The 23,967-nt window shown below is 49.0% G+C and carries 18 protein-coding genes; 15 read left to right on the plus strand and 3 right to left on the minus strand.

Features of this window, described 5'->3' with window-relative positions; genetic code table 11:
* Positions 1–374: 374 nt before the first annotated feature.
* From pcrA to rlmD, 8 genes are all read left to right on the plus strand, one after another.
* Positions 375–2,627: a DNA helicase PcrA gene (pcrA, locus tag EKM87_RS08145; RefSeq protein ID WP_125683650.1), complete on the plus strand. Its 2,253-nt coding sequence runs from the start codon at positions 375–377 to the stop codon at positions 2,625–2,627.
* Positions 2,628–2,650: 23 nt separating this feature from the next.
* Positions 2,651–4,684, plus strand: a complete 2,034-nt coding sequence (gene ligA / locus EKM87_RS08150; protein ID WP_125683652.1) for an NAD-dependent DNA ligase LigA — start codon at positions 2,651–2,653, stop codon at positions 4,682–4,684.
* 22 nt (positions 4,685–4,706) lie between these two features.
* Entirely contained in the window at positions 4,707–5,852 is a 1,146-nt protein-coding gene (locus tag EKM87_RS08155; RefSeq protein ID WP_125683654.1) for a CamS family sex pheromone protein, read from the plus strand.
* Positions 5,853–6,125: 273 nt separating this feature from the next.
* Entirely contained in the window at positions 6,126–6,434 is a 309-nt protein-coding gene (gene gatC / locus EKM87_RS08160) for an Asp-tRNA(Asn)/Glu-tRNA(Gln) amidotransferase subunit GatC (RefSeq protein WP_125683656.1), read from the plus strand.
* A 3-nt stretch (positions 6,435–6,437) separates the two neighbouring features.
* On the plus strand, positions 6,438–7,907 hold the full coding sequence (gene gatA, locus EKM87_RS08165; RefSeq protein WP_125683658.1) for an Asp-tRNA(Asn)/Glu-tRNA(Gln) amidotransferase subunit GatA: 1,470 nt from the start codon (positions 6,438–6,440) through the stop codon (positions 7,905–7,907).
* Entirely contained in the window at positions 7,907–9,328 is a 1,422-nt protein-coding gene (gene gatB / locus EKM87_RS08170) for an Asp-tRNA(Asn)/Glu-tRNA(Gln) amidotransferase subunit GatB (protein WP_125683660.1), read from the plus strand. The genes gatA and gatB overlap by 1 nt, the downstream gene beginning before the upstream one ends.
* A gap of 17 nt (positions 9,329–9,345) precedes the next feature.
* Positions 9,346–10,362 carry a diacylglycerol kinase gene (locus tag EKM87_RS08175; RefSeq protein ID WP_125683663.1) on the plus strand — a complete coding sequence of 339 codons (1,017 nt, stop codon included), beginning with the start codon at positions 9,346–9,348 and terminating at the stop codon, positions 10,360–10,362.
* Between the two features lie 71 nt (positions 10,363–10,433).
* On the plus strand, positions 10,434–11,801 hold the full coding sequence (rlmD, locus tag EKM87_RS08180) for a 23S rRNA (uracil(1939)-C(5))-methyltransferase RlmD (RefSeq protein ID WP_125683665.1): 1,368 nt from the start codon (positions 10,434–10,436) through the stop codon (positions 11,799–11,801).
* A 302-nt stretch (positions 11,802–12,103) separates the two neighbouring features.
* Here the strand turns inward: rlmD and EKM87_RS08185 are convergent, their stop codons facing one another.
* A complete protein-coding gene (locus EKM87_RS08185; RefSeq protein ID WP_125683667.1) occupies positions 12,104–12,463 on the minus strand; it encodes a helix-turn-helix domain-containing protein in 360 nt (119 codons plus the stop codon).
* Positions 12,464–12,626: 163 nt separating this feature from the next.
* Between EKM87_RS08185 and EKM87_RS08190 the strand changes: the two genes are divergently transcribed.
* The 7 genes from EKM87_RS08190 to EKM87_RS08220 all read left to right on the plus strand — a co-directional run bounded on the left by EKM87_RS08190 (position 12,627) and on the right by EKM87_RS08220 (position 20,338).
* Positions 12,627–12,872: a helix-turn-helix transcriptional regulator gene (locus EKM87_RS08190; protein WP_125683669.1), complete on the plus strand. Its 246-nt coding sequence runs from the start codon at positions 12,627–12,629 to the stop codon at positions 12,870–12,872.
* Between the two features lie 555 nt (positions 12,873–13,427).
* Positions 13,428–14,117, plus strand: a complete 690-nt coding sequence (gene deoC / locus EKM87_RS08195; RefSeq protein WP_125683671.1) for a deoxyribose-phosphate aldolase — start codon at positions 13,428–13,430, stop codon at positions 14,115–14,117.
* Between the two features lie 30 nt (positions 14,118–14,147).
* The gene (locus EKM87_RS08200) at positions 14,148–15,335 is read left to right on the plus strand and encodes a phosphopentomutase (protein ID WP_125683673.1); all 1,188 of its coding nucleotides are present in this window, start codon (positions 14,148–14,150) and stop codon (positions 15,333–15,335) included.
* 30 nt (positions 15,336–15,365) lie between these two features.
* The gene (gene deoD / locus EKM87_RS08205) at positions 15,366–16,073 is read left to right on the plus strand and encodes a purine-nucleoside phosphorylase (RefSeq protein ID WP_125683675.1); all 708 of its coding nucleotides are present in this window, start codon (positions 15,366–15,368) and stop codon (positions 16,071–16,073) included.
* A 21-nt stretch (positions 16,074–16,094) separates the two neighbouring features.
* On the plus strand, positions 16,095–17,075 hold the full coding sequence (locus EKM87_RS08210) for a sugar-binding transcriptional regulator (protein WP_125683677.1): 981 nt from the start codon (positions 16,095–16,097) through the stop codon (positions 17,073–17,075).
* A gap of 18 nt (positions 17,076–17,093) precedes the next feature.
* Positions 17,094–18,392 (plus strand): pyrimidine-nucleoside phosphorylase, encoded by a 1,299-nt coding sequence (locus EKM87_RS08215; RefSeq protein ID WP_125683679.1) that lies wholly within the window; start codon positions 17,094–17,096, stop codon positions 18,390–18,392.
* A 428-nt stretch (positions 18,393–18,820) separates the two neighbouring features.
* A complete protein-coding gene (locus EKM87_RS08220; RefSeq protein ID WP_125683681.1) occupies positions 18,821–20,338 on the plus strand; it encodes a gamma-glutamylcysteine synthetase in 1,518 nt (505 codons plus the stop codon).
* Between the two features lie 112 nt (positions 20,339–20,450).
* On the opposite strand, the gene EKM87_RS08225 is transcribed toward EKM87_RS08220, so the two are convergent.
* On the minus strand, positions 20,451–21,770 hold the full coding sequence (locus EKM87_RS08225) for an APC family permease (protein ID WP_125683683.1): 1,320 nt from the start codon (positions 21,768–21,770) through the stop codon (positions 20,451–20,453).
* A gap of 765 nt (positions 21,771–22,535) precedes the next feature.
* Positions 22,536–23,894, minus strand: coding sequence for a gluconate:H+ symporter (locus EKM87_RS08230; protein WP_125683685.1), 1,359 nt, complete (start codon positions 23,892–23,894; stop codon positions 22,536–22,538).
* Positions 23,895–23,967 lie beyond the last annotated feature (73 nt).

Below are 23,967 nucleotides of genomic sequence, written 5' to 3' on the forward strand. Positions count from 1 at the left end.
AGCTCCATATACCTACTGTAATTCAAAAAGCTCTGCAAAACCTAAATCGGTTTTACAGAGCTAATCTTAGTATGTTTATTTGGTTAGTGTTCGCTGCCAGCGGTAGTCAAAAATTTTGTCCACTGTGGGGATTGGGTAAAGCCACATAGCAGGGTGGTTGAAGGGATGTTAATGAAACCATCCTAAGCATTGTTTTTGTCTGAAATAACAGGTGTTAGCAGTGATTAAGTCACCAATTGTTTACGCTGGATGACAAGTCAATTTATCGCAGGTACAAGGTAAATAAATTTGAAAGAATCAGCCCGACAACCAGCGGAACGTATGTTTTTTTGGTATACTATTCAAGACTAATTACAGAGAGGATTGTGTTCACGGTGGCAGGAGAAGAATTGTTAACTGGCATGAACGATAAGCAAACGGAGGCCGTCCTTCAAACGGAGGGACCACTGTTAGTATTGGCGGGTGCCGGTAGTGGAAAGACCCGGGTCTTAACGCACCGGGTAGCTTACTTGATTGAACACGAAAATGTGATGCCGTGGCGGATCTTGGCCATTACCTTTACCAACAAGGCGGCCAAAGAAATGCGTGAACGGGTCATCAAGCTTTTAGGGCCTGATGGCAGTGACGTGTGGGTCTCCACGTTCCATGCGTTGTGTGTCCGAATCTTACGGCGAGATGCCGATAAGTTGGGCTACAACCGGGCTTTCACCATTGCGGATACAGGTGAACAACGGACGCTGATCAAGCGGGTCTTGCAACAACTCAATTTGGACGTTAAGAAGTTCGACCCCCGTTCGGTCTTAGGGGCTATTTCCAACGCAAAGAACGCTCTTCAGACGCCGGCAATGATGCGTGAGGCCGCTGGCAATCCGTTTGAGGAAACGGTGTCCAACGTTTATGAAAACTATCAACGGGAGCTTCAAGCGAACCAAGCAATGGACTTTGATGATTTGATCATGCTGACAATCAAACTGTTTAAGCAGGATCAAGAAGTCTTGGGCTACTATCAGGATAAATTCCGTTACATTCACGTTGATGAATACCAAGATACCAACGATGCTCAGTACATGTTGGTCAACATGTTAGCTAAAAAACACGGCAACCTTTGTGTTGTTGGGGATGGTGACCAGAGTATTTATGGTTGGCGGGGTGCCAACATGGAAAATATTTTGAACTTTGAGCACGACTATCCAGATGCTCACGTGACGTTACTGGAGCAGAATTACCGGTCAACCAAGACGATTTTGCAGGCAGCTAACGATGTGATTCAGCAAAATGTAAACCGGAAGAAGAAGGATCTTTGGACGGAAAATCCTGAAGGAGATAAAATCTCCTATTACCGTGGACAAAATGAAAACGATGAGGCCCATTACGTGGTGGCCAAGATTCAGGAAGAACGCGAGCAGAACCACCATGATTATGGGGACTTTGCGATTCTGTATCGGACCAACGCGCAATCCCGGGTCATTGAAGAAACGCTGGTCAAGGCCAACATTCCTTATACCATGGTTGGCGGTCATAAGTTCTACGACCGTAAGGAAATTCGGGACGTTTTGGCTTACCTGACGTTAATTGCCAACCCAGCTGATTCCATGAGTTTGGAACGAATTATCAACGAACCTAAGCGGGGAATTGGGGCAACTAGCCTCGAAAAGTTACGTGACTTTGCGGAAATGAACGACTGGACCGAGTTGGAAGCTACGCGTAACGTCAGCCTGGCCAATAATCTCGGTGCGCGTATTCGGAATGCCATGGAGAAATTTGGCCTGACTATCAAAGCGATTCAAGATGATGCGGCGACGATGAGTGTGTCCGACATCACCAACGCTATTTTGGATCAGACCGGGTATATGGCGGCTTTAAAGGCCTCGAAGAACTTGGAAGCTGAGACGCGTATCGAAAACATCGAAGAATTTCTGTCCGTGACGCAAAAATTTGATACGGATTGGGATCAGGCAGATCACGATGAAGACGAAGAGCGGTTGGTCGAATTCCTGGCTGATTTGGCCCTGGTATCCGCGCAGGACGATGTTGAGGAAGAACCCGCTGAAGTTACCCTGATGACGCTCCATGCAGCTAAGGGCCTGGAATTTCCCGTTATTTTCTTAATGGGGTTGGAAGAGGGAATCTTCCCGTTGTCCCGAGCATTGTTAGAGGACGACGAACTGGAAGAAGAACGGCGGCTGGCGTACGTGGGAATCACGCGGGCTCAGGAGAAGCTCTATCTGACCAACGCTTACTCACGGATGTTGTATGGTCGGCGGCAAAACAACCCGCAGTCCCGGTTTATTACGGAAATTGCGCCAGAACTGCTACACTTGGATTACAGTGAAACCAAGTCAGGGCTCGCGCCGAGCCGGCAAGATGTGCCATTTGCTCGGCGGACGGCCAGTGCTGTTGCGACCCCTTATCACGGGAAGACCGGTCGAGTCAGTGAACCGGCTGGTACCGGTGCGGGCAAGCTCAGCTGGTCCGTGGGTGACAAGGCGAGCCACAAGAAGTGGGGCATTGGGACCGTGGTTAAGGTGAACGGTACCGGTGAAGATGCCGAGCTCGATATTGCCTTTCCAGAACAAGGTGTGAAGCGGCTATTAGCGGCATTTGCACCAATCAAACGAGTTGAATAATAAGTTAACGTGGGAGGATTAAGATGACTGATAAGCCCATTAATACCTTAACCGAAGAGCAGGCTGCCGCTGAAGCAGCCGAGTTACGGCCACAACTGATCAAGTGGGGCCAACAGTATTACAGCGCCGATGCACCAACCGTTGAAGATGACGTTTATGACCGGGTGTACGCACGGTTAGTCGCCTTGGAAACGGCTTTCCCTAAAATTGTGACGCCGGAGTCGCCGACTCAAAACGTTGGTGGCACCACGCGGGGGGACTTACCCAAGGTCACACATGATATTCCCATGCTGTCTTTGGGGGATGTCTTTTCCATTGACGAGCTAAAAGAATTTGACGAACGGCTTCGGGGTAACGTGGATGAAGACTTTGATTATAACTGTGAATTAAAGATCGATGGCTTAGCCATTTCCTTACGTTACGAGAATGGTAAGTTTGTCCAGGGATCTACGCGTGGGAATGGTCAAATCGGTGAGGACATTACTGCCAATCTGAAAACCATTCCGTCGATTCCACAAACGTTGAGTCGGCCCCTGACAATTGACGTTCGTGGGGAGTGTTACATGCCTAAGGCCGCTTTCTTGGCGCTTAACGAGCGACGTGAAGCGGCTGGTAAGGCACCGTTTGCCAATCCACGTAACGCTGCTGCTGGGAGCTTACGTCAGTTAGATACGCAGGTCACTGCGGACCGCCAATTAGCCACGTTTATGTACAACATCGCTGACTATGAGCCGCTAAACACACGGACTCAGAGTGGGCTGCTGGACGAGTTAGCGGAATTAGGTTTTACCACCAACTCGACTTACCAGGTCGCCCACAATATGGCTGAGGTTGCGGCATTCATCGATGAGTATCAGGGACAACGTTCTGATTTAGCCTATGGTATCGATGGTATTGTGATCAAAGCCAATTCATTACCTCTGCAACGGGAATTGGGGGCAACGGTCAAGGTTCCTCGGTGGGCAATTGCCTTTAAATTTTCACCAGAAGAGGTCCAAACAAAAATTTTGGACATTGAATGGACGGTGGGCCGGACAGGTATCGTGACGCCAACCGCCGTCATGGAACCCGTTCCTTTGGCAGGAAGCACGGTTGCGCGTGCCTCCTTGCACAATCCAGATTATTTGGAAGCTAAGGAAATTCGCTTGGGCGATACGGTTTTATTACACAAGGCAGGCGACATCATTCCAGAGATTTCTCAATTTGTGGCGGCCAAACGACCGGCAGATGCAGAACCGTACCCAATTCCGACGCATTGTCCGTCCTGTGGGGCAGAGTTGGTTCACTTGGATGAGGAAGTCGCTTTGCGGTGCATTAATCCGCGGTGTCCAGCACAACTGGCAGAAGGCATGAATCACTTTGCTTCCCGAAATGCCATGAACATCGCTGGCTTGGGACCACAGATTGTCAGTCAATTATTTGATCGCAATTTAGTGGACGATGTGGCCAGTCTTTACCGACTGACGGCCGACCAATTATTAACTTTAGATAAATTTGGGGAGAAGTCCGCCCAAAACCTCTTGACAGCCATTGATAATAGTCGCAATAATTCATTAGAGCGATTGCTATTTGGTTTGGGAATTCGTCACGTGGGCGCTAAGGCTGCACGGTCGATTGCCGCCGAGTTTGGCGACATGGCTCACGTGCAGGCCGCAGATAGTGAAGCAATTTCTGCCATCGATACGGTGGGGGAGACGATTGCGGACAGTGTCGTGACCTACTTCTCAAGTGATCAAGTACAACAATTGATTCAAGAGTTGGGAGCTGTGGGGGTCAATTTGACCTATACGAGTGGCCCAACAACGCCAGTAGCAAGTGATAGTGAGTTTGCAGACAAACGGGTCGTCTTGACCGGTAAGCTCCAGGAGCTAACCCGACCGGAAGCCACTGAGTGGTTGGAACGGCAGGGTGCTAAGGTCACGGGGAGCGTCTCCAAGAAGACGGACCTCTTGATTGCGGGAGAAGCTGCTGGTAGCAAGCTAACCAAGGCACAGTCGTTGGATGTTCCAATCTGGAACGAAGCCCAACTTCGCGCTGCCATGGACGAAACGAAATGATGACTTTAGGAGGAAACAAGTCGTGAAACGGTTACGAACATTTATTGCATTGGCGGCAGTTCCATTATTTTTAGCCGCGTGTGGTAATTTAAGTAGTTCCAGTATGTCGGGAACTTCCGGAGGTAGTAAGTCCGGTGGTACCCAACTGACGGGGCAAAGCAACGATGGGGATTACGAAGGGGTCATTAAGAGTGGCCACTATCAGACGAGTAAGTCGCGGGGTGTGACGAATAGTCAAGATTCCGGGAACACTTACAACCTGAAGAGCTTTGAAAACGGGATGTTGACGGTCTCAAAGAAGACCTTCTCAACGAAGAAATACGTCTTTGAAGAAGGCCAACACCTAAGTACCTCGACCGTTCAGAATTGGCTGGATCGGCAGTCTAAGTCGAACACCACGGGCTTGAACCCTAAGAGCAACGGGTCGACTTCACCAACTAAGCGGAATCCAATCTACATTCAGGCACTTGAAGAACAAGATTACATGACGCAAAAGAATAGCAAATTGACGTTGAGCGGGATGACCATCGGGATTGCCGTGAACTCCGTTGATTACTACAAGAAGACCCAGTACGGGGCTACATTTGAGACGAAGATCACCAAGGCTGAAGGTGAAGCTTATGCCAAGAAAGCGGCGGATACGGTCTTAGCGCGGATGCGTAAAAAGTCTGGCTTGAAGAATATTCCAATCGTAATTGCCATTTACCGTCAGGCTTCTAACGATAGCCTGGTTGGGGGGAACTTCATTTCCTATTCCGAAAACAAGGCTGGCACCACCAAGGTCAGCAAGTGGAACGCTTTGGGTGAGAAGAGCGTAACCTTCCCAGTTGAAAGTGGTTCTAGCAGCCCGAACAGTAACGATGCTAGTTCGTTCTCCAACTTTAAGAGTGAGGTTGAAAACTTCTTCCCTAACTTGAGTGGTGTGACTGCTCAGGCGCATTATAGTGGGAACACGTTGACTGGCATGCACGTCAATATTACGACGCAATTCTACAGTCAAACGGAAATCATCAGCTTCACGCAGTACTTGCAGACTACTGCACAAAAGTATCTGCCATCGAGTGTGCCAATCGACATTACGGTTTCTTCCACCGATGGGGTGCAAAGCTTCTTGAACCGTGCCAGTGGCGAAAAGAAATTTAGTAGTCACGTATTTAACAGTTATTAAACTTTAGGAAAGTGAAAACGCGTGGTTTTTGCTTGCTAAAGGGGAGTCGGGGGCGCTTGCTCCGGGCTCCTTTTCTGTTCTAACTAGCTAGTTGGTCGAAGAAAAGAGAAAGTGGCACGAGTAGTCACCACGTCAGGGCTAAAATGCCGGTAGCTTATTTTGTCAGAATCTTTGGCCTGACACGGATATATGGTAAAATGGCAATGTATGTTTATTCTGCAATACGTGTGGAATAAATCGAGAATCGCGGATAAATCAGAAAGAGGGATATTGATGGCTAATCGAATTAATCGAGAACAAGTTCAACACGTTGCCGGTCTGGCAAAACTTGAATTTACGGATGCCCAGTTGGACGCTTTTACGCCCCAACTTGACGACATTATTGGCCTGTTTGAAACGTTGAGTGAAGTGGATACAGAGGGCGTTGAAGCAACTAGTAGCGTCTCTGATCAACTGAACGTCATGCGTGAAGACGTAGCGGATAACTGGGGGCAGAGTCAAGCATTACTGAAGAACGCTCCGGATGCCGCACGTGGCTTTATCAAAGTGCCGGCCATCATTGATGAAAGCGAGGACAACTAACAGATGAATTATTTCAAAACAGATCTCGCCAGTCTCCACGCCGACTTGGTGGCCAAGAAGATCAGCTCTAAGGAACTGACGCAAGCCACTCTCGACAACATTAAGGCGACCGACCCTAAGGTCGATGCCTTCTTAAATCTTAACGAAGAAGCTGCCCTCAAACAGGCGGCTGAAATTGATGCCCAAGGAATTTCCGCTGACCAACCCTTGGCTGGGATTCCAGTGGCTTTAAAGGACAACATTGTCACCAAAGGTATGAAGACGACGGCCGCTTCCAAAATGCTGGAAAACTTTACGCCAGTCTATGATGCTACGGTGACTGAAAAATTAGCCCAAGCACAGATGATTACGGTTGGGAAGACCAACATGGATGAATTTGCCATGGGTGGTTCAACCGAAAACTCTGCGTTCAAAACGACTAAGAACGCTTGGGACCAAACCAAGGTTCCTGGTGGCTCTTCAGGTGGTTCCGCCACTGCTGTTGCCTCTGGTCAAGTGCCCGCAGCTTTGGGTTCTGATACCGGTGGTTCCATTCGGCAACCGGCTTCCTTTAACGGTATCGTTGGGATCAAGCCAACGTACGGCCGAGTTTCTCGGTGGGGTCTGATTGCCTTTGGGTCTAGCTTGGATCAAATTGGTCCGTTGACTCACGGCGTGAAGGATAATGCCTCAGTACTGAGCGCAATTTCTGGTCACGATGACCATGACTTAACGAGTTCAACGCAGGCCGTTCCGGACTTTGCTGCTGAATTGAACGAAGCAACTAGCGTTAAGGGTATGCGTATTGGGCTGCCTAAGGAATTCTTGGCTGAAGGGGTCAGTGACGACGTTAAGGCGGCTATCTTAGCCGCTGCCGACACTTACCGGAAGCTGGGCGCTACGGTGGACGAAGTTTCCTTGCCACATAACAAGTATGGGGTAGCAGCTTACTACATCATCGCTTCCTCCGAAGCTTCATCTAACCTGCAACGGTTCGATGGTATTCGCTACGGTTACCGGGCACAGGACGTACAAAACTTGGAAGATGTTTACGTGAAGTCCCGTTCTGAAGGCTTCGGCGACGAAGTTAAGCGGCGGATCATGTTAGGGACGTTCTCCTTATCGGCTGGATTCTATGACGCTTACTTCTTGAAGGCTGCCAAGGTTCGGACCGTTATCATGAATGACTTCAAGGCCGTTTTAAAGGATCACGACTTCATCATGGGGCCAGTTGCCCCAACACCTGCCTTTGGTATCGGTGCTGAAATTAAGGATCCACTGACCATGTACATGAACGATGTCTTGACGATTCCAGTGAACTTAGCTGGGTTACCAGGGTTATCATTGCCAGCCGGGTTCAGTAACAACCTACCAGTCGGCATGCAACTGATTGGCCGGCCATTTGACGAAAGCACTTTGTACAAAGCAGGGTACGCCTTCGAACAAAACACTGACTTTCATTTACAAGTACCTACGTTAGGAGGCCAAAACTAATGAACTTTGAAACAACCATTGGACTAGAAGTCCACGTGGAGTTGAAGACGCATTCGAAGATCTTTAGCCCATCACCCGTTGAATTCGGGGTTGACCCTAACGCTAACACCAACGTTATCGATTGGGGATATCCTGGGGTTTTGCCAACGACCAACAAGGGCGTTGTTGCCGACGGTATTATTGCCGCTCTGGCATTACACGCTGAGGTTGAACAACACACGCACTTTGACCGGAAGAACTACTTCTATCCCGATAATCCCAAGGCTTACCAAATCACGCAGGCTGACAAGCCCATTGCTCATGATGGCTGGGTGGAAGTTGACGTTGACGGCGTGAAGAAAAAAATCGGTATCTCTGAAATGCATATTGAAGAAGATGCCGGGAAAAACACGCATGAACGGGACTACTCCTACGTCGATTTGAACCGGCAAGGGACGCCGTTGATTGAAATCGTGTCTAAGCCAGACATTGCTTCGCCTGCTGAAGCATATGCCTATCTGGAAGCTCTTCGTCAACGAATCCAATTTACTGGGATCTCCGATGTGAAGATGGAAGAAGGTTCCATGCGGGTCGACGTTAACATTTCCGTTCGTCCCGTTGGCCAAGAAAAGTTTGGGACCAAGACTGAGTTGAAGAACTTGAACTCGTTCAACTACGTGCAACGTGGGTTGGAATACGAAGAAAAGCGTCAACAACAAGTCTTGATGTCCGGCGGCTCCGTGCGTCAGGAAACGCGGCGGTTTGATGAAAAGACTGGCGAAACGATTCTGATGCGGGTCAAGGAAGGCTCAGACGATTACCGTTACTTCCCAGAACCAGACTTACCAGCCTTAAACATCAGTGACGACTGGATCAAGGAACTCGGCGATGCCATGCCAGAAATGCCAACCAAGCGGCGTGAACGTTACGTGAACGACCTGGGGTTGACGGATTACGATGCCATGGTTATCACGCAGACCAAGGAAATGTCTGACTTCTTTGACGCAACAGTCGCGCTGAAGGCTGATCCTAAGATGGCAGCTAACTACCTGCAAGGGGACGTTAACGCCTACCTGAACGACAACCACGTGGACTTACAAGCTACGAAACTGACGCCGGTTAATCTGGCTGGGATGATCAACCTGATTTCTGACGGGACGATTTCTAGCAAGATGGCCAAGAAGGTCTTCAAGGCCATCACGGCTGGTGAAGAACCTAAGGCTTATGTGGAAGCTCACGGATTAGTTCAACTGTCAGACCCAGCTAAGCTGCAACCAATTATCGACGATGTTTTGCAGGCTAACCCGCAATCCATCGAAGACTTTAACAATGGGAAAAAGCGGGCCGTTGGTTTCTTGGTTGGTCAAATCATGAAGCAGACACACGGACAAGCTAACCCGCAAGTTGTCAATAAATTATTGATGGCTGCATTACAGCACTAGGACAATGGAGGCACATCATGCGTAAACGGGCACGGGTCATTTATAATCCAACTTCAGGTCGCGAGGCCTTGAAGAAGGACTTGATCGATATTCTAGCGGTGTTCGAGCAGGCGGGGTACGAAACGAGTGCTTACGCCACGACACCGGCTCCCAATTCTGCTCAAAATGAGGCGACACGGGCCGCTAAGGCTGGCTTCGAACTCATCGTGGCTGCTGGGGGCGACGGCACCATTAACCAAGTGGTTAACGGAATTGCCGGCCTACCGCATCGGCCAAAGATGGCGATCATTCCTGCCGGGACCACGAATGATTATGCCCGGGCGCTTCACATTCCCCGTGAAGACCCGTTGGCGGCGGCCAAGGTGGTTCTGAAGGATCAGACCATCAAGATGGATATTGGGGAAGCTGGGTCGACGTACTTCATCAACATTGCTGGTGGGGGACTCCTGACCGAGCTGACCTATGACGTTCCATCTAATTTGAAATCAATTTTTGGTTACTTGGCTTACCTGATGAAGGGGGCCGAGTTGCTGCCACGTATCAAACCCATTGATATGGATCTGACTTACGATGACGGACATTTCCGAGGAAAGGCGTCAATGTTTCTGTTGGCCCTGACCAATTCGATTGGCGGTTTTGAGCAAATCGTGCCGGATGCGGCGTTGGATGATGGGAAATTTACCATGATCATCGTCAAGACGGCCAGCATGCCGGAAATCTTACGGTTGATGGGCTTGGTCCTTAACGGGGGCAAGCATATCAACGATCCTCATATCATTTACAAGAAGACCAGTAAGGTGATTGCTCGGCCGGTAGACGACCGGATGATGATCAATCTGGATGGGGAGTATGGTGGTGATGCACCGATGAAGTTCCGGAACCTGCGGCAACACATTGAAATGTATGCCAACCTAGACGCTATTCCAGATTCTGCGGTGACTCATGAAACCGAAGAATTTTTGGAAGCTGAGCAGAATTTCGTGAAACAGGTTGAAGAATTGCCTGAGATAGCGGATAATGCAAAGGAAGATTAAGAAACTGGAGGGATTTTGCGCGAACTGATTTCGGCAAAATCCCTTTCTCATTAAAGGAAATTGAGGTAGTTATGAAAATTAAAGCACCAGTAACAAAGAATGATCGCATTGACGTTACCATTACCGACCTGACTTATCAGGGGATGGGTGTGGCTAAAGTCGATGACTTCCCACTGTTCATCGAAAACGCCTTACCAGGCGAAGAGATTACGATCTTAGTAACCAAGGTTGCCAAGAGCTACGGGTTTGCCCGGGCCCTTTCATGGCAGAGCGAATCTGCTGACCGGGTTACAGACGTTGACAAGACGTACCGTCAGACCGGGATTGCGCCATTACAACACTTGGCTTACCCAGCCCAATTGAAGTTCAAGCAACATCAAATTGCAGAGCTCTTTAAGAAGAATCATCAGGAAGTAGAAGTTGCGCCAACACTGGGGATGGACAATCCTACGCAGTACCGGAACAAGGCACAGGTTCCCGTGCGGATGATCAAGGGGCAACTGGAAACTGGTTTTTACCGGCAACACAGTCACGACCTTATTCCATTGACGGACTTTTACATTCAGGACCCCGCTATCGATGAAGCCATCGTTAAGGTTCGTGACTTACTTCGTCAATTTGAAATTCCTGCCTACAATGAAATTAGTGACAAGGGTGTTATCCGGAACATCATGGTTCGTCGCGGCTACTACAGCCACGAAATGATGATTGTCCTGATTAGTCGTACCCAAAAGCTGCCTAGTCAGGAACAATTGGTCGACCAAATCCAAAAGGCTTTACCTGAGGTCAAGAGTATCGTCTTAAACGTTAACGCTAAGAAGACGAACGTGATCATGGGTAACGTGACCCGGACCTTGTACGGTAAGCCAACGATTGAAGATACCTTGATGGGCTTAACGTTTGCCATTTCGGCACGTTCCTTCTACCAAGTTAATCCACAACAGACTGAAAAGCTGTACCAGATGGCCATTGATAAGGCTGGCCTGACTGGTGAAGAGACTGTCATCGATGCTTACTGTGGTATCGGGACGATTTCCCTGGCTTTGGCTAAGCATGCCAAGCAAGTGCTGGGGGTCGATGTGGTTGCTGAAGCGATTGAAGATGCTAAGGTCAACGCCCAGAAGAATCACTTGGCTAACGTTACCTTTGCTGTGGCTAAGGCGGAAACGCAAATGGCCCAATGGCAAGAGGATGGCGTGAAGCCGGACGTTGTCGTTGTTGACCCACCACGTAAAGGTCTGGCCGAAAGCTTGATTGATTCCACCGCTGAGATGGGACCTAAGAAGGTTGTTTACGTGAGCTGTAACCCAGCCACGCTGGTCCGCGATGTGGCACGGTTCGAAGAACTGGGCTACGCTATCGATGGTCCAATCCAACCGGTTGACCAATTCCCACAAACGCCACACGTTGAAAGTGTGACTGTTTTAGTAAAGAAATAGCGTCATGTTCACTGGAGAGTGGGACAGAAGGCGGTTAGTCAATGAGCATTAACGTCGATAGACGAATAATCCCGGTTTTGGATTGTTTGTCTATCGAGGTTAAGCGGAGTTGACTGCCTTTTGTCGCACGTTTCCGCAATATACGTTCGAAGCACACGAAGGGTCTGAGACTTTTGTCCTAGACCTTTTTTTTGTTGCTTCGGCAAACGGGGGCCACCCCGAAAACTGAAGGTGGGTGTTTCAACCTGACAATAATTTTAGTAAAAAAACCTGTAGGCATCAGTAAACGATGCGTACAGGTTTTAATGGCGTTGCGTATTTTGCTCAGTCAATTGGGCTTGAGCGAATTTGAGAACGGTGGCTTGCCTAGCCGAAGAAAGCTGAATAAAAACGGCTTGAAAACAGGCATCACTATGTAAGAAGGCGTCATTGAAACGCGGGTCGATTGCGGATTTGTTGCAGTCGAGGGCGTCAGCAATGCGTTGCACGTTTCCGGGGCTAGGGGTGGAGCGCTGGGCAAAATAACCTGAAAGCGTGGAGGTTGGAATACCCGTCTTGGCGGCCAGGTCGTTTTGCGTCATTCCCTGGCTGACCTTCTTTAAGTTCTGCGCGATGATTTGGCGAAGACTTCTCTCAAATGTCGTTAATTTGTGACGGGGCACCGCAGTCACTCCTTAGTAAAATTTCTTAGTAAAAACCTTTCATTCGTCATTATAACGAATACGTTGTCCACAATCAAACAAAAGTATTGGGTGTACCATTTGGCAATTGACAAAACGAATAAAACCATTTATGATATGAAAGTGTTTCTAAGGAGGGTGCGTGATGGAGAACCTACAAATCACACTAGAAGCCGCCCGTCATAACGCTGGATACTCTCAGAAAGAGGCTGCGGCACAGCTGGGAGTTCACTACCAAACCTTAGCCGCTTGGGAACGAGACAGTTCGAACATGGGGATTACGACCATTGATCGTCTGTCCGACTTGTACCAGATTCCCAAGGATTACCTTTTTTTTGGAAACAAAAACGATTTTATTCGTTCTTTGCGCCAGCGCGCGGCCAAGAAGTAAGGCAACACTTCCGTGGGGGAGTACCGGGCTGGTCCGGTAAATAAAACAGAAGAAGTTAACCAATCGTCTGAGACTGTTCTCGGACGATTTTTTCTTGTCATGATTTTTCGGGTGGTAATAGTTCAGGGGGACAAAGTTATAACCGCTTAGATGACCCATTCAGGGACCTTAGGGTAGTCGTTTAGGAATCCCTGGAAAAGTATGGATAAGGGTCTGTCGAGGCCTCATAGTGGGCTTGGGGCAGGTGTCAATGAGCATATCGTGGTGACGACTAATTGTCTAAATGACTTAACGGAAAAAATATTCAAAAGAATTTTTAACAACAAAAGCGCCCACTTGAACGTCATGCCCATGAACCAAGTCAATTTTTTTTGAGTTTATGAAAGCTTGGTATCACAATGATATTTATAGTAAAACGATAAACCCAATTTCCACTAAATGAAAGATAACTATTTCACAATATACTGTTGGGATGAACATTGGTGCAGCGGAGGGGTTTACAAATGTGCAGGATTCCGGTATTCTATGATAGACAAATGAAAGGGGTTTCATACTATGACATTAACGACTGAAGAACTCGCAAAGTACATGGATCACACTAACTTAAAGGCGGATGCCACTGAGGCAAGTATCAAGCAAACTTGTGACGAAGCTGCCAAATATAACACGGCTTCCGTCTGTGTTAACTCCTACTGGATTCCGTTCGTTACTGAGCAATTAAAGAACACGGATGTAAATCCAATCGCCGTTGTTGGTTTCCCATTAGGCGCTATGGCAACACCTAGTGAAGTCTTTGAAGCAACGCAAGCTATTGAAGATGGCGCTGAAGAAATCGATATGGTAATCAACGTTGGTGAATTAAAGTCTGGCAACAACGAGGTCGTTGAAGCGGACATCAAAGCTTTGGCAACTGCCGTGCACGATAAGGGTAAGTTATTGAAGGTTATCTTAGAAACTTGCTTGTTAAACAATGAAGAAATCGTTCGTGGTTGCCAGCTGAGTGAAAAGGCTGGTGCTGACTTCGTGAAGACTTCTACTGGTTTCTCAACTGCTGGCGCTAAGCTGGAAGACGTTAAATTGATGCGGGAAACTGTTGGCGACCGCTTAGGCGTTAAGGCTTCTGGTGGGATTCACAGTAAGGATGAAGCTTTAGCCATGATCGATGCTGGTGCTAGCCGGTTAGGGGTCAGTGCGACGGTTGCTATCTTAACGGGTGAATCAGCACAGGCAAAGTCAGGCTACTAGAAGTTAATTTGTGAAAGCGGGGTTATCAGAATGAAGTACAAACGTATTTTTGGGTTAGTCATGGACTCAGTTGGTGCGGGAGCTGCACCAGATGCCGATAAATTTGGCGATGTTGGCTCCGACACACTGGGGCACGTGGGTCATCATTTCGGTGGTAAGCTGGCCTTACCAAACTTAGCAAAACTGGGATTGTCTAATTTGCACGAAACACCAATCGAGGGTGTTCCCGTGGCTGAAGCACCTAAGGCTTACTACGGTAAGATGCGGGAAATCTCAGCCGGCAAGGATTCCATGGATGGTCACTGGGAAATGATGGGGTTACCTGTGCGTCAGGCACTGGATACGTTCCCTAACGGATTCCCCGCTGATATCATCGAAAAATTGGAAGCGTTCTCAGGACGGAAAGTCATTGGTAATCGTCCTGAATCTGGAACGAAGATCATCGCAGAACTGGGCGAACAACAGATGGCCAAGGGTGACCTGATTGTCTACACCTCTGGTGATTCAGTTCTCCAGATTGCGGCGCACGAGGACGTCATTCCTTTGGCTGAGCTTTACAAGATTTGTGAATACGCGCGGTCCTTGGTCAATGGTCCCGACTACTTGGTTGGGCGGATCATTGCCCGGCCATACGTTGGACCAGATGCTGATCACTTTACGCGGACTGCTAACCGGCGGGACTTTACGTTGGAACCAACTGGTGAAACGGACTTGGATCGTTTGCAAAAGGCAGGCGTTCACGTGGTGGCGGTTGGTAAGACGAATGACATCTTCTCTGGCCATGGTATCGATGAAGGTTATCATAACGAAAGTAACATGGACGGGATGGACCACGTCGACCACGTCATGACGGAAGACTTTACTGGTTTTTGCTTCATTAACTTGGTCGACTTTGACGCTATGTATGGTCATCGGCGGAACCCAGATGGATTTGGCCAAGCATTGATGGACTTCGATGCCCGGTTAGGGACTGTCTTAGATAACATGCATGACGACGACCTCTTGTTGATTACGGCCGACCATGGGAATGACCCAACCTTTAGAGGAACCGATCATACCCGTGAACAGGTACCACTATTGGCCTACTCACCAAGCTTCAAACAGGGTGGGAGTCTCGGTGTTCGGTCACCATTCTCTGACTTTGGGGCGACTGTGTTGGATAACTTTGGCGTGGCTGGTAATGAAGAAGGCCACAGTTTCTTAGCAGACTTGAAATAGTTGCGACAACCATTTTAGGAGGAACTAATCATGAGTAATCATTTGGAAGCAAAGATGGGCGAAATTGCAGATACTGTTTTACTGCCAGGTGACCCGTTACGGGCGAAGTACATTGCTGAAACGTTCTTAGAAAATCCAGTTTGCTATAACCGGGTTCGAAACGCCTTTGGCTACACCGGGACTTACAAAGGTAAAAAAGTTTCCGTGCAGGGTACTGGGATGGGAATTCCGTCCATCTCCATCTATGCGCATGAATTAATCAACGACTATGGTGTTAAGAAGTTGTTCCGGGTAGGTACATCTGGTGGGATGAGTCCCGATGTTCACGTTCGTGACGTGGTGCTGGCTCAGGCTGCCACGACCGATTCTTCCATTATTCACAACACGTTTGGCGGTGGAATCTACTACGCACCAATCAGTGACTTTGGTCTGTTAGACACGGCCTATCACGCTGCTCAAGACCTGAATATTCCAGTACGGGTTGGGAACGTGTTGGCTGAAGACCGGTTCTACAACGACGAAATGGATCGTCAAAAGCTGGTGGATTATGGCGTCATTGCGACTGAAATGGAATCGGCAGCGCTCTTCATGTTAGCTGCCAAGTTCAACGTCCGGGCACTTTCCGTCCTGACTATCAGTAACCACTTGATGACGGGCGAATCAACGTCGGCTGAAGAACGGGAAAAATCCTTCAACGACATGATCAAGGTTGCCTTGGAGGCGGCCGTTAAAGGGTAAGACAGATGAGGAGGCAATCTAATGACGGAGACGACGGAACAGCGATTGGCTCAAGGGCTAACTGTTGCTAAGATGTACTATCAAGCTGATCAAAGTCAAAGTCAGATTGCTGCCAAGTTAGGGATTTCCCGACCAACCGTGTCCCGCCTACTACAGTTTGCACGGGAACAGGGGTTGGTACGTATTCAAATCGTGGATCCCGTGCAGGACGTGCAAACGCTGGAACAGGCGTTGACCACGGCCTACCACGTCGACGTTCACGTCGTGCCAAGTCGTTCGACTGGTGCAGATGAACTCTTAAACGCGGTGGGACAATACGCCGCGCGATACTTAGAAACAATTGTGAAAGAGCATGATGTGATCGGCATTGGGTGGGGCAAGACCATTTATGCAATTGGGTCAAACCTGCAACCTGATACCCTGACCGGGGTAGAAGTCATTCAACTCAAGGGAAGTGTTAGCTATTCAACGGAGCACACCTACGCTTACGAAAGCATTGACGCCTTTGCCAACGCTTTTCACGCGGTACCCCAGTATTTGCCGCTACCAGTGATTTTTGACCACCAACAAACTAAGGAATTGGTGGAAGCGGAGCGGCATATTCAATACTTACTTGAGTTAGGACGTAAAGCCAACATCGCAATCTATTCAGTTGGTACCGTCCGTAGCAACGCATTGGTCTTTCAGTTGGGCTACCTGCACACGAATGAACAAGCGTTTTTGCAGGAGCACGCAGTGGGGGATATCTTCTCGCGCTACATCGATGAAAATGGTGAAATCGTTGCCCCAACGTTAAACCAACGGACCATTGGCATTGATCTCGATAACCTGCGGCAAAAGGATCATTCGATTCTAGTGGCTGCTGGTGACGCGAAGGTGCCGGCGGTACGAGCGGCGCTACTAGGTGGCTATCCAAACTGCCTCATTATTGATCAACACGCAGCAGCACAACTATTGAAGCTGGCGCCCGCTACCAATGCGGTCAAGCCGGCAGTCGATTAGAAATGGAGTGGCTGAATTATGAGAATGGTAGACATTATTGATAAGAAACGTAATGGTGGCGAACTGACTAAGGAAGAAATTCAAACCTTCGTTGACGGTGTCGTTTCCGGTGAAATTCCAGATTACCAAACCAGTGCCTTTTTAATGGCGACTTACTTCAAGGACATGACAGATGAGGAACGTTCCGAACTCACCATGGCGATGATGAAATCCGGGGACCATTTGGACTTATCTAGTATTCCTGGGATGAAGGTCGATAAGCATTCGACGGGTGGTGTTGGTGATAAGACTAGTATCCCACTGGCCCCAATCGTTGCTGCACTTGGCATTCCCGTACCCATGATCTCTGGGCGAGGACTGGGACACACCGGTGGAACCTTGGATAAATTGGAAGCGATTCCAGGATACCAAGTGGAGATCAGTGAATCAGATTTTCTGCAACAGGTAAAGGATCAGGGGCTCGCCATCGTTGGTGCCACTGGTAATATTGCCCCAGCTGATAAGAAGATTTACGCTCTCCGTGATGTGACGGATACAGTGGACTCAATTCCGTTGATTGCTAGCTCCATTATGAGTAAAAAGATTGCCTCCGGCACCGACGCGTTGGTCATTGATGTGAAGACGGGTGCTGGTGCTTTCATGAAGACGCTGGATGATTCTCGTGAATTGGCGAAGGCCTTGGTGGGTATTGGTAAAGGTGTAGGCATGGACTGCATGGCCATCATTTCGGACATGAACCAACCCTTGGGAAACGCTATTGGGAATGCCTTGGAAATCAAGGAATCCATTGATCTCCTGAAGGGCGAAGCCCCAGCTGACATTACTGATTTAGTCCTGACGTTAGGGTCCCACATGGTCGTTATGTCTGGTAAGGCGAAGGACTTAGATGAAGCCCGGGCAATGTGTGAGAAGACCATTGAAGATGGGTCCGCACTGAAGAAGTTCGGCGACATGGTTGCGGCCCAGGGTGGCGACAGAAACGTGATCGATCATCCCGAAATTATGCCACAAGCGAAGTTCAAGATTCCATTGCTTGCTAAGAGTAGTGGGGTTGTTAGCCAGGTTGAGGCTGATGAAATGGGGATTGCCAGCATGTTATTGGGTGGCGGTCGCCAGAAGGCCGATGACCAACTCGATTACGCCGTTGGTATCATGATGAATAAGAAGGTCGGGGATGCCGTCAAAGAAGGCGACACGTTGCTGACCATTTACAGTAATCGTGAAGACGTTGCTGATATTGAGGATCGGCTATACGCGAACATTGAAATCAGTGACAGCGCTAAGCCATTCACTTTGATTCACGAAACGGTTCGGTAAGCGTACCACTAGCTGTGTTACGAGACACGTTCTAGCTGAATAAGCAGGGGGTCTGGGGCTTAGGTTCCAGACCTTTTTTGCCGTGTTAAATTTATGAACGAAATTCAGCGAGCAAATGTCACCCCTAAATGATAGGGTGCGTCAGAATACGTAGAATTCGCTACGAAATCTGGTTAACAGGAAGATTGGCAAGTGGTCGAACTGGCCGTGTTGGCTTAGCTGACGTAAACTTGTCAAACGGCGAGCGAAGTGAACTGGCCGTGCTCCTAGTGATTCAACCAAAGGTCCGCTAAATAACGGATGACACAGGAGTGTGAGGACCTCATATTTTTTGTAAAATATTACACAATAAGAGTGACAGGGGCATCAATATTGTTTACACTTTAGGGTAAAGTTAACCAAACTGAAGGTCAGGGGATGTTACCGCCATGCTGGACAATTTATTAGCGGTTATTCGTGAAGAAAACTTATCGGAACAACTTTATCACAGTCTTGTCGGGTTAGAGATTGAAGAACAGCGCATTGATAAACACGGCCGGTTAAGTCGACAGCCACATCCTAGTAAGCTGGGATCCCGGACATTTCATCCGTACATCCAAACTGACTTTACCGAGACGCAACTTGAAATCATTACGGATCCAAACCCCAACATTGGTGGGACGCTAGACCAACTGGATACGCTCCAGACTGTTGCCTATCGCTCACTTGAGGGCCCAGACCGAATCTGGCCGTTAAGTATGCCACCGGTCATGGATCACGACGACTTGCAGTTTGTGGCAGACCACTTTGAACGGCCAGCTATGCGGCCTTACCGGGAATACCTGGTCAAAAAGTATGGGCTGCAACATGGGTGTCTCACTGGCGTTCACGTAAATTACAACCTACCAGATCCCGTTATCCATCGGCTGTACAGTCATTACACCTCGGAGTTTAGCTCGTTAGTTGCTTTCAAGAACGCGCTGTACTTCCGAATTGCCCAAAACTTTGTGCGACATCAGTGGCTGTTGACGTATCTCTTTGGGGCTAGTCCCATTGCTGAGAAGGGGTTCTTTGACCTGAAGCCGGAAGCTCTGCATAATCCGGTACGGAGTATTCGCAACAGTCGGTATGGCTTTGTGAACCTGCCACAGGAACAAGTAACCTACACGTCGCTGCCGGCCCATCTGACCCAGTTACAGCGGTTGATTGATGACGGCACCTACTTCTCCGCCCATGAATTCTATGGACCAGTCCGGTTGAAGGGGCAGGCCAATGAGCGGGACTTTCTGACGGGTGGTATTCAGTACCTGGAGCTGCGGGACTTTGACAACACGCCGTTCACCGGGAATGGCGTTAGTCGTCACGCCCTATACTTCATTAAAATGTTTATGATTTACCTGCTGACGGAACAGTTGCCGGACAATCTGGCGGATGAACTGACGATTGCGCGGGCTAAGAACCAGGAAGTGGCGCTGGAAAATCCGTTAACACCAACGAAGTTTCAGGACGAGGGTGAGCGAATTTTCGCTGACCTCCGGGAAATGGCCGATCAAATTGGCGCGCATACCGAGCACTGGGGAGTCATCGATGACCTGGAAGAAGTGTTGATGCACCCTGAGTTGACACCGGCGGCTAAGATGCTGACACACATTGAGGACGATAGTTTGATGGCATTTGGGCAGTCGGTGGCGCGGCGCTGGTATCAAGAGCGGACTGCCACCAAGGACCTGTTACCGCAACTGCGGCGGCTGAATCCGCAATCTCAGCGCTTTATTCTGGCGGCCTTACAGGCGGGAATTCGGTTTTATCAAGTTCGGGATGAAGATGGTGCGGATCTCTTAATGTTTACTTTTGATGGTGTGACGCAGGTTCTCGGTGAACGCGAGACCAAAGTCGACAATCCAGTGGCGCAACTGCGGCGGTTGTTCCCAGACCTGCCACCTTTACCGGGACAGCCAGCGAAATAAACTGATTTCTGCAAAGTAAACAGCACTTTTAATTCTAAAATAAACGGCTACACAGGTTTTCCGCTCAGGAAAGCTTGTGTAGCCGTTTTTGATGACACAGAGAAACGTAAAGCTATTTTAGTGTTTGTCGCTGGTGCCAATAGTAAACGGGCAGTCCCAGTAAGGTGAGCGCCAACCCAGTGATGGCGAGGCCTGGTTCAGTCACGAGGGTCGTGATGAGGATGAAAATCCCACCAAGTAGGGCAATCAACGGGATGACGGGATACCAGGGGACACGATAAGGTCGTTTCAGTTCTGGTTCCCGTTTGCGCAAGCGGAAGACGGCAATGAAGATGAAACAGTTGAAGACCCACATGACAAAGACCAACATGTCGGTCAATAGGTCAAAACTACCGAGCAGCATCATAATTAGGGCAATAGCAAACTGAACGGTACCGGCGAAGTAGGGCACGTAGGTATGACGTGATAGACGACGGAAGTATGCTGAAAATGGCAGGCTGTCCTCTTCGGCCATGGCAAACGGCACCCGCATCCCGGTCAGCGTATAACCGTTGATAGCCCCGTAAACGGAAATCAAAATACCAATGGTCACGAGGCGACCGCCAAACTGTCCGAAGAGGCGGATGCTAGCTTCGGCCGCTGCGTTTTGATTGCCAGCAATTTGGTCAATAGGTAGGGTTTTGAGAAAGACTAAGTTGATCAACGTGTAGATGACCGTAATCAGGGTTAGCCCGAGAATGATGGCTCGTGGTAGGTCTTTTTCAGGACGTTTCATTTCACCGGCAATGTTTCCGATACCAATCCAGCCATCGTAGGCAAACATGGTGGCAACGAGGCTTGCTGAGAAGGCGTTCCCCCAGCCCAAATGATGGCCAGCTGAAATTGGCCAGAAACTGAGCGTCACATTGGCGGGGGCAAACAGGCCAACCCCGACGATGACGGCAATGGGCAGTAATTTAAAAATTAAGGCGATCGATTGAACGGTCCCACCAACCCGAGCGCCCAGAAAGTTAAGGGCCGTAATACTGCCACCGCAGAGGATGGCTACGGGTAGTTGCCACGCGCTGCTGAGGTGGAAGAGGGCCAACCACTGCGTACTAAAAACGATGGACAAAGCGGCAATGTTAGCCGGATAGTAGACCAGTAGTTGCGCCCAACCCATCAAGAATCCTAGTGGTTTGCCGTAAGCGTATTCCAGGTAGCGCATGGCCCCACCGGTCCGAGGAATGGCGGCAGCGAGCTCCGCACTGGTCAAACCAGCACATAGCGTTAACAGGCCACCGACCACCCAGGCGAGGAGGGTCATATTGGCCGAATGGTTTGCCGCGACGACACTAGCCGTTTTGAAGAAGACGCCGCCCCCAATCACGGTGCCCATGACAGTCGCTAGGGCGGTAAAGGTGCCGATCTCTCGGCGTAGTTCTTTTGCCAAGGTAAGTGAAACTCCTCTCTCTTTGTGCGTGATTTAACCATTATAGCACTTACCTTTTATTGGGTGGATGAGAATTTTACTGTAATTGGGGGTTCCAGTAGCTGGTGTTTCCAGTGGACAGGCGTGAGCTAAAGAACGGGCTTATTTCTCGACTAGCAGCTTTGGAAAGTTGTTGAGACTGCTAGCTCGTCCCACGGTGTAACCAGGCTTAAAACGTCTGATAACACCGTTGAGAGGCGGTCTTCCGTCCTTGGCCGCCAGAGGCTGTATTTCGCCTGTTCAGTTTGTTAGTAATTCTCAAGTTGCGTGTTTGTGGATAACCTGACCTGATTGGTTGTTTTTAAGAATAAGAATTGGTTCAATAGCAGGATTCATTCGCTATAGAAACGCATGAAAGAATGGTTGATCCTATTAAGGAGTAGAAAAATCGATACAACATTGTTTGATAGCATGACTATTCAGAGCCGAAGGATGCCAGGGGCCGCGCAGTATCGATGTTCTTAGTGGCGGGTTGGGCCGCTTAGAACATGGGACGTGTTTAGAAACTCGTGGGCTAGGCGAGGTTCTAAAACGCCCTGAAGACCCGTGGGCTCTCGGGCCTTCAGGGTTGCCCCACAGCGTGGCCCCTGGCAGCCGCAGGCGGCTAACTGTCCACCATTTGTTTTTAACATATCGATGCAGCTAAACAAAAAAGGCTTCCAGGAAGATTACCCGGAAGCCCAAAGCAGATTAATTTGTCAGAAAAAATCAGTTAAAAATCAATTATTAGTGGAAACCAAGGTTCAGAAGCAGCACAATCAACAGACCAACCACGGCAATGATTGTTTCCAGCACCGTCCAGATACTCAGCGTTTGCTTAACAGTTAAGTCGAAGTATTCGCGGAACATCCAGAACCCGGCATCGTTCACGTGAGAAGCGGCTAAGGAACCAGCACCAATGGCCAGAACCATGAGGGCAGGGTCAACACCAGATTGGGCCATCAATGGGGCCACAATTCCGGCAGCAGTCAGTGCGGAAACCGTTGCGGAACCCAGAGCAATCCGGAGAACGACAGCGACTAACCAACCCAGAACCAATGGGGACATGTTAGAGTCGATGAACAGTTTGGCAACTTCCTTACCGACACCACCGTCAATCAGGACTTGTTTGAAGGCACCACCACCACCGATAACTAACAGCAGCATTGCGATGGACTTTACAGCATTTTCTAGAGTGGCCATGATATCAGCGGTTTTACGCTTACGGCCCCAACCCATTGTGAACATTGCAACCATTAAGGAAATTAACATTGCAATCGCTGGGTCACCAATCAAGGCAACGATTTGGTCCAGCAGGGTGGCATTTTTGGCAGGCGTTGTCCCACCGTCGACCGTCATCTTGTAGATGGTCGTGATGGCCATCAGGATAACAGGGAAGAGGGAAGTCAGAACGGATAAACCAAAGCTAGGTGCTTCGGAAGGCTTAAACGTCTTGATGGCACCCAATGAAGACAAGTTCCCTTTTTGCTTGAAGGCAGCTGGGGCAAACTTTTGGGCTAACTTCGTAAACATAGGACCGGCAATAATTGCACAAGGAATTGCAACAACTAAACCGAATAAGAGAACCTTACCATCGTTGGCACCTAACACTTGCGCAATGGCAACTGGTGCGGGGTGAGGTGGCAGGAATCCGTGGGTAACGGAAAGGGCAGCTGCCATAGAAATACCGAGGTAGAGAATAGGAACTTCTGCTTCAACGGCAATGGCAAAGACGATAGGAATCAAGAGGACCATTCCGACTTCGAAGAAGAGGGCAATACCGAGAATAAATGAAGCGAGCATAATGGCCATTTGCAGCCGCTGCTTCCCGAATTTGTCGATTAAGGTCGTGGCGATAACGTAGGCCCCACCGGCGTCGGCAACTAACCGACCCAGCATGGCACCAAACCCAAAGACCAAGGAGAGTTCGCCTAATTGGCTCCCAATCCCGGACTCGATTGTCATGGCAATTTTGGTTAAGTCCATTCCTAAGAGAATCGCAGTAAGGACGGAGGTAAGAATCAGGGAAACGAAAGTATTGATCTTAAATTTAATAATGAGGACCAATAAGAAGATGACCCCGATGAGCAAAGCTATAAGTTCCATTGGAAGTAAGCCCTTTCATTTTCAAAATTTTGAAAAGCCAACGGTGTAAGCGCTGGCTTCTCAATCAAGTAAA

It is taken from the genome of Levilactobacillus yonginensis (assembly GCF_003946265.1).
GTDB classification, from domain to species: domain Bacteria; phylum Bacillota; class Bacilli; order Lactobacillales; family Lactobacillaceae; genus Levilactobacillus; species Levilactobacillus yonginensis.

Coding starts and splice junctions, on each gene's coding strand:
- gatA (WP_125683658.1), top strand. CDS start 6,438: ATGAATTATTTCAAAACAGATCTCGCCAGTCTCCACGCCGACTTGGTG.
- EKM87_RS08175 (WP_125683663.1), top strand. CDS start 9,346: ATGCGTAAACGGGCACGGGTCATTTATAATCCAACTTCAGGTCGCGAG.
- EKM87_RS08230 (WP_125683685.1), bottom strand. CDS start 23,894: ATGGAACTTATAGCTTTGCTCATCGGGGTCATCTTCTTATTGGTCCTC.
- gatB (WP_125683660.1), top strand. CDS start 7,907: ATGAACTTTGAAACAACCATTGGACTAGAAGTCCACGTGGAGTTGAAG.
- EKM87_RS08220 (WP_125683681.1), top strand. CDS start 18,821: ATGCTGGACAATTTATTAGCGGTTATTCGTGAAGAAAACTTATCGGAA.
- deoD (WP_125683675.1), top strand. CDS start 15,366: ATGAGTAATCATTTGGAAGCAAAGATGGGCGAAATTGCAGATACTGTT.
- rlmD (WP_125683665.1), top strand. CDS start 10,434: ATGAAAATTAAAGCACCAGTAACAAAGAATGATCGCATTGACGTTACC.
- gatC (WP_125683656.1), top strand. CDS start 6,126: ATGGCTAATCGAATTAATCGAGAACAAGTTCAACACGTTGCCGGTCTG.
- EKM87_RS08215 (WP_125683679.1), top strand. CDS start 17,094: ATGAGAATGGTAGACATTATTGATAAGAAACGTAATGGTGGCGAACTG.
- deoC (WP_125683671.1), top strand. CDS start 13,428: ATGACATTAACGACTGAAGAACTCGCAAAGTACATGGATCACACTAAC.
- EKM87_RS08200 (WP_125683673.1), top strand. CDS start 14,148: ATGAAGTACAAACGTATTTTTGGGTTAGTCATGGACTCAGTTGGTGCG.
- EKM87_RS08210 (WP_125683677.1), top strand. CDS start 16,095: ATGACGGAGACGACGGAACAGCGATTGGCTCAAGGGCTAACTGTTGCT.
- ligA (WP_125683652.1), top strand. CDS start 2,651: ATGACTGATAAGCCCATTAATACCTTAACCGAAGAGCAGGCTGCCGCT.
- EKM87_RS08190 (WP_125683669.1), top strand. CDS start 12,627: ATGGAGAACCTACAAATCACACTAGAAGCCGCCCGTCATAACGCTGGA.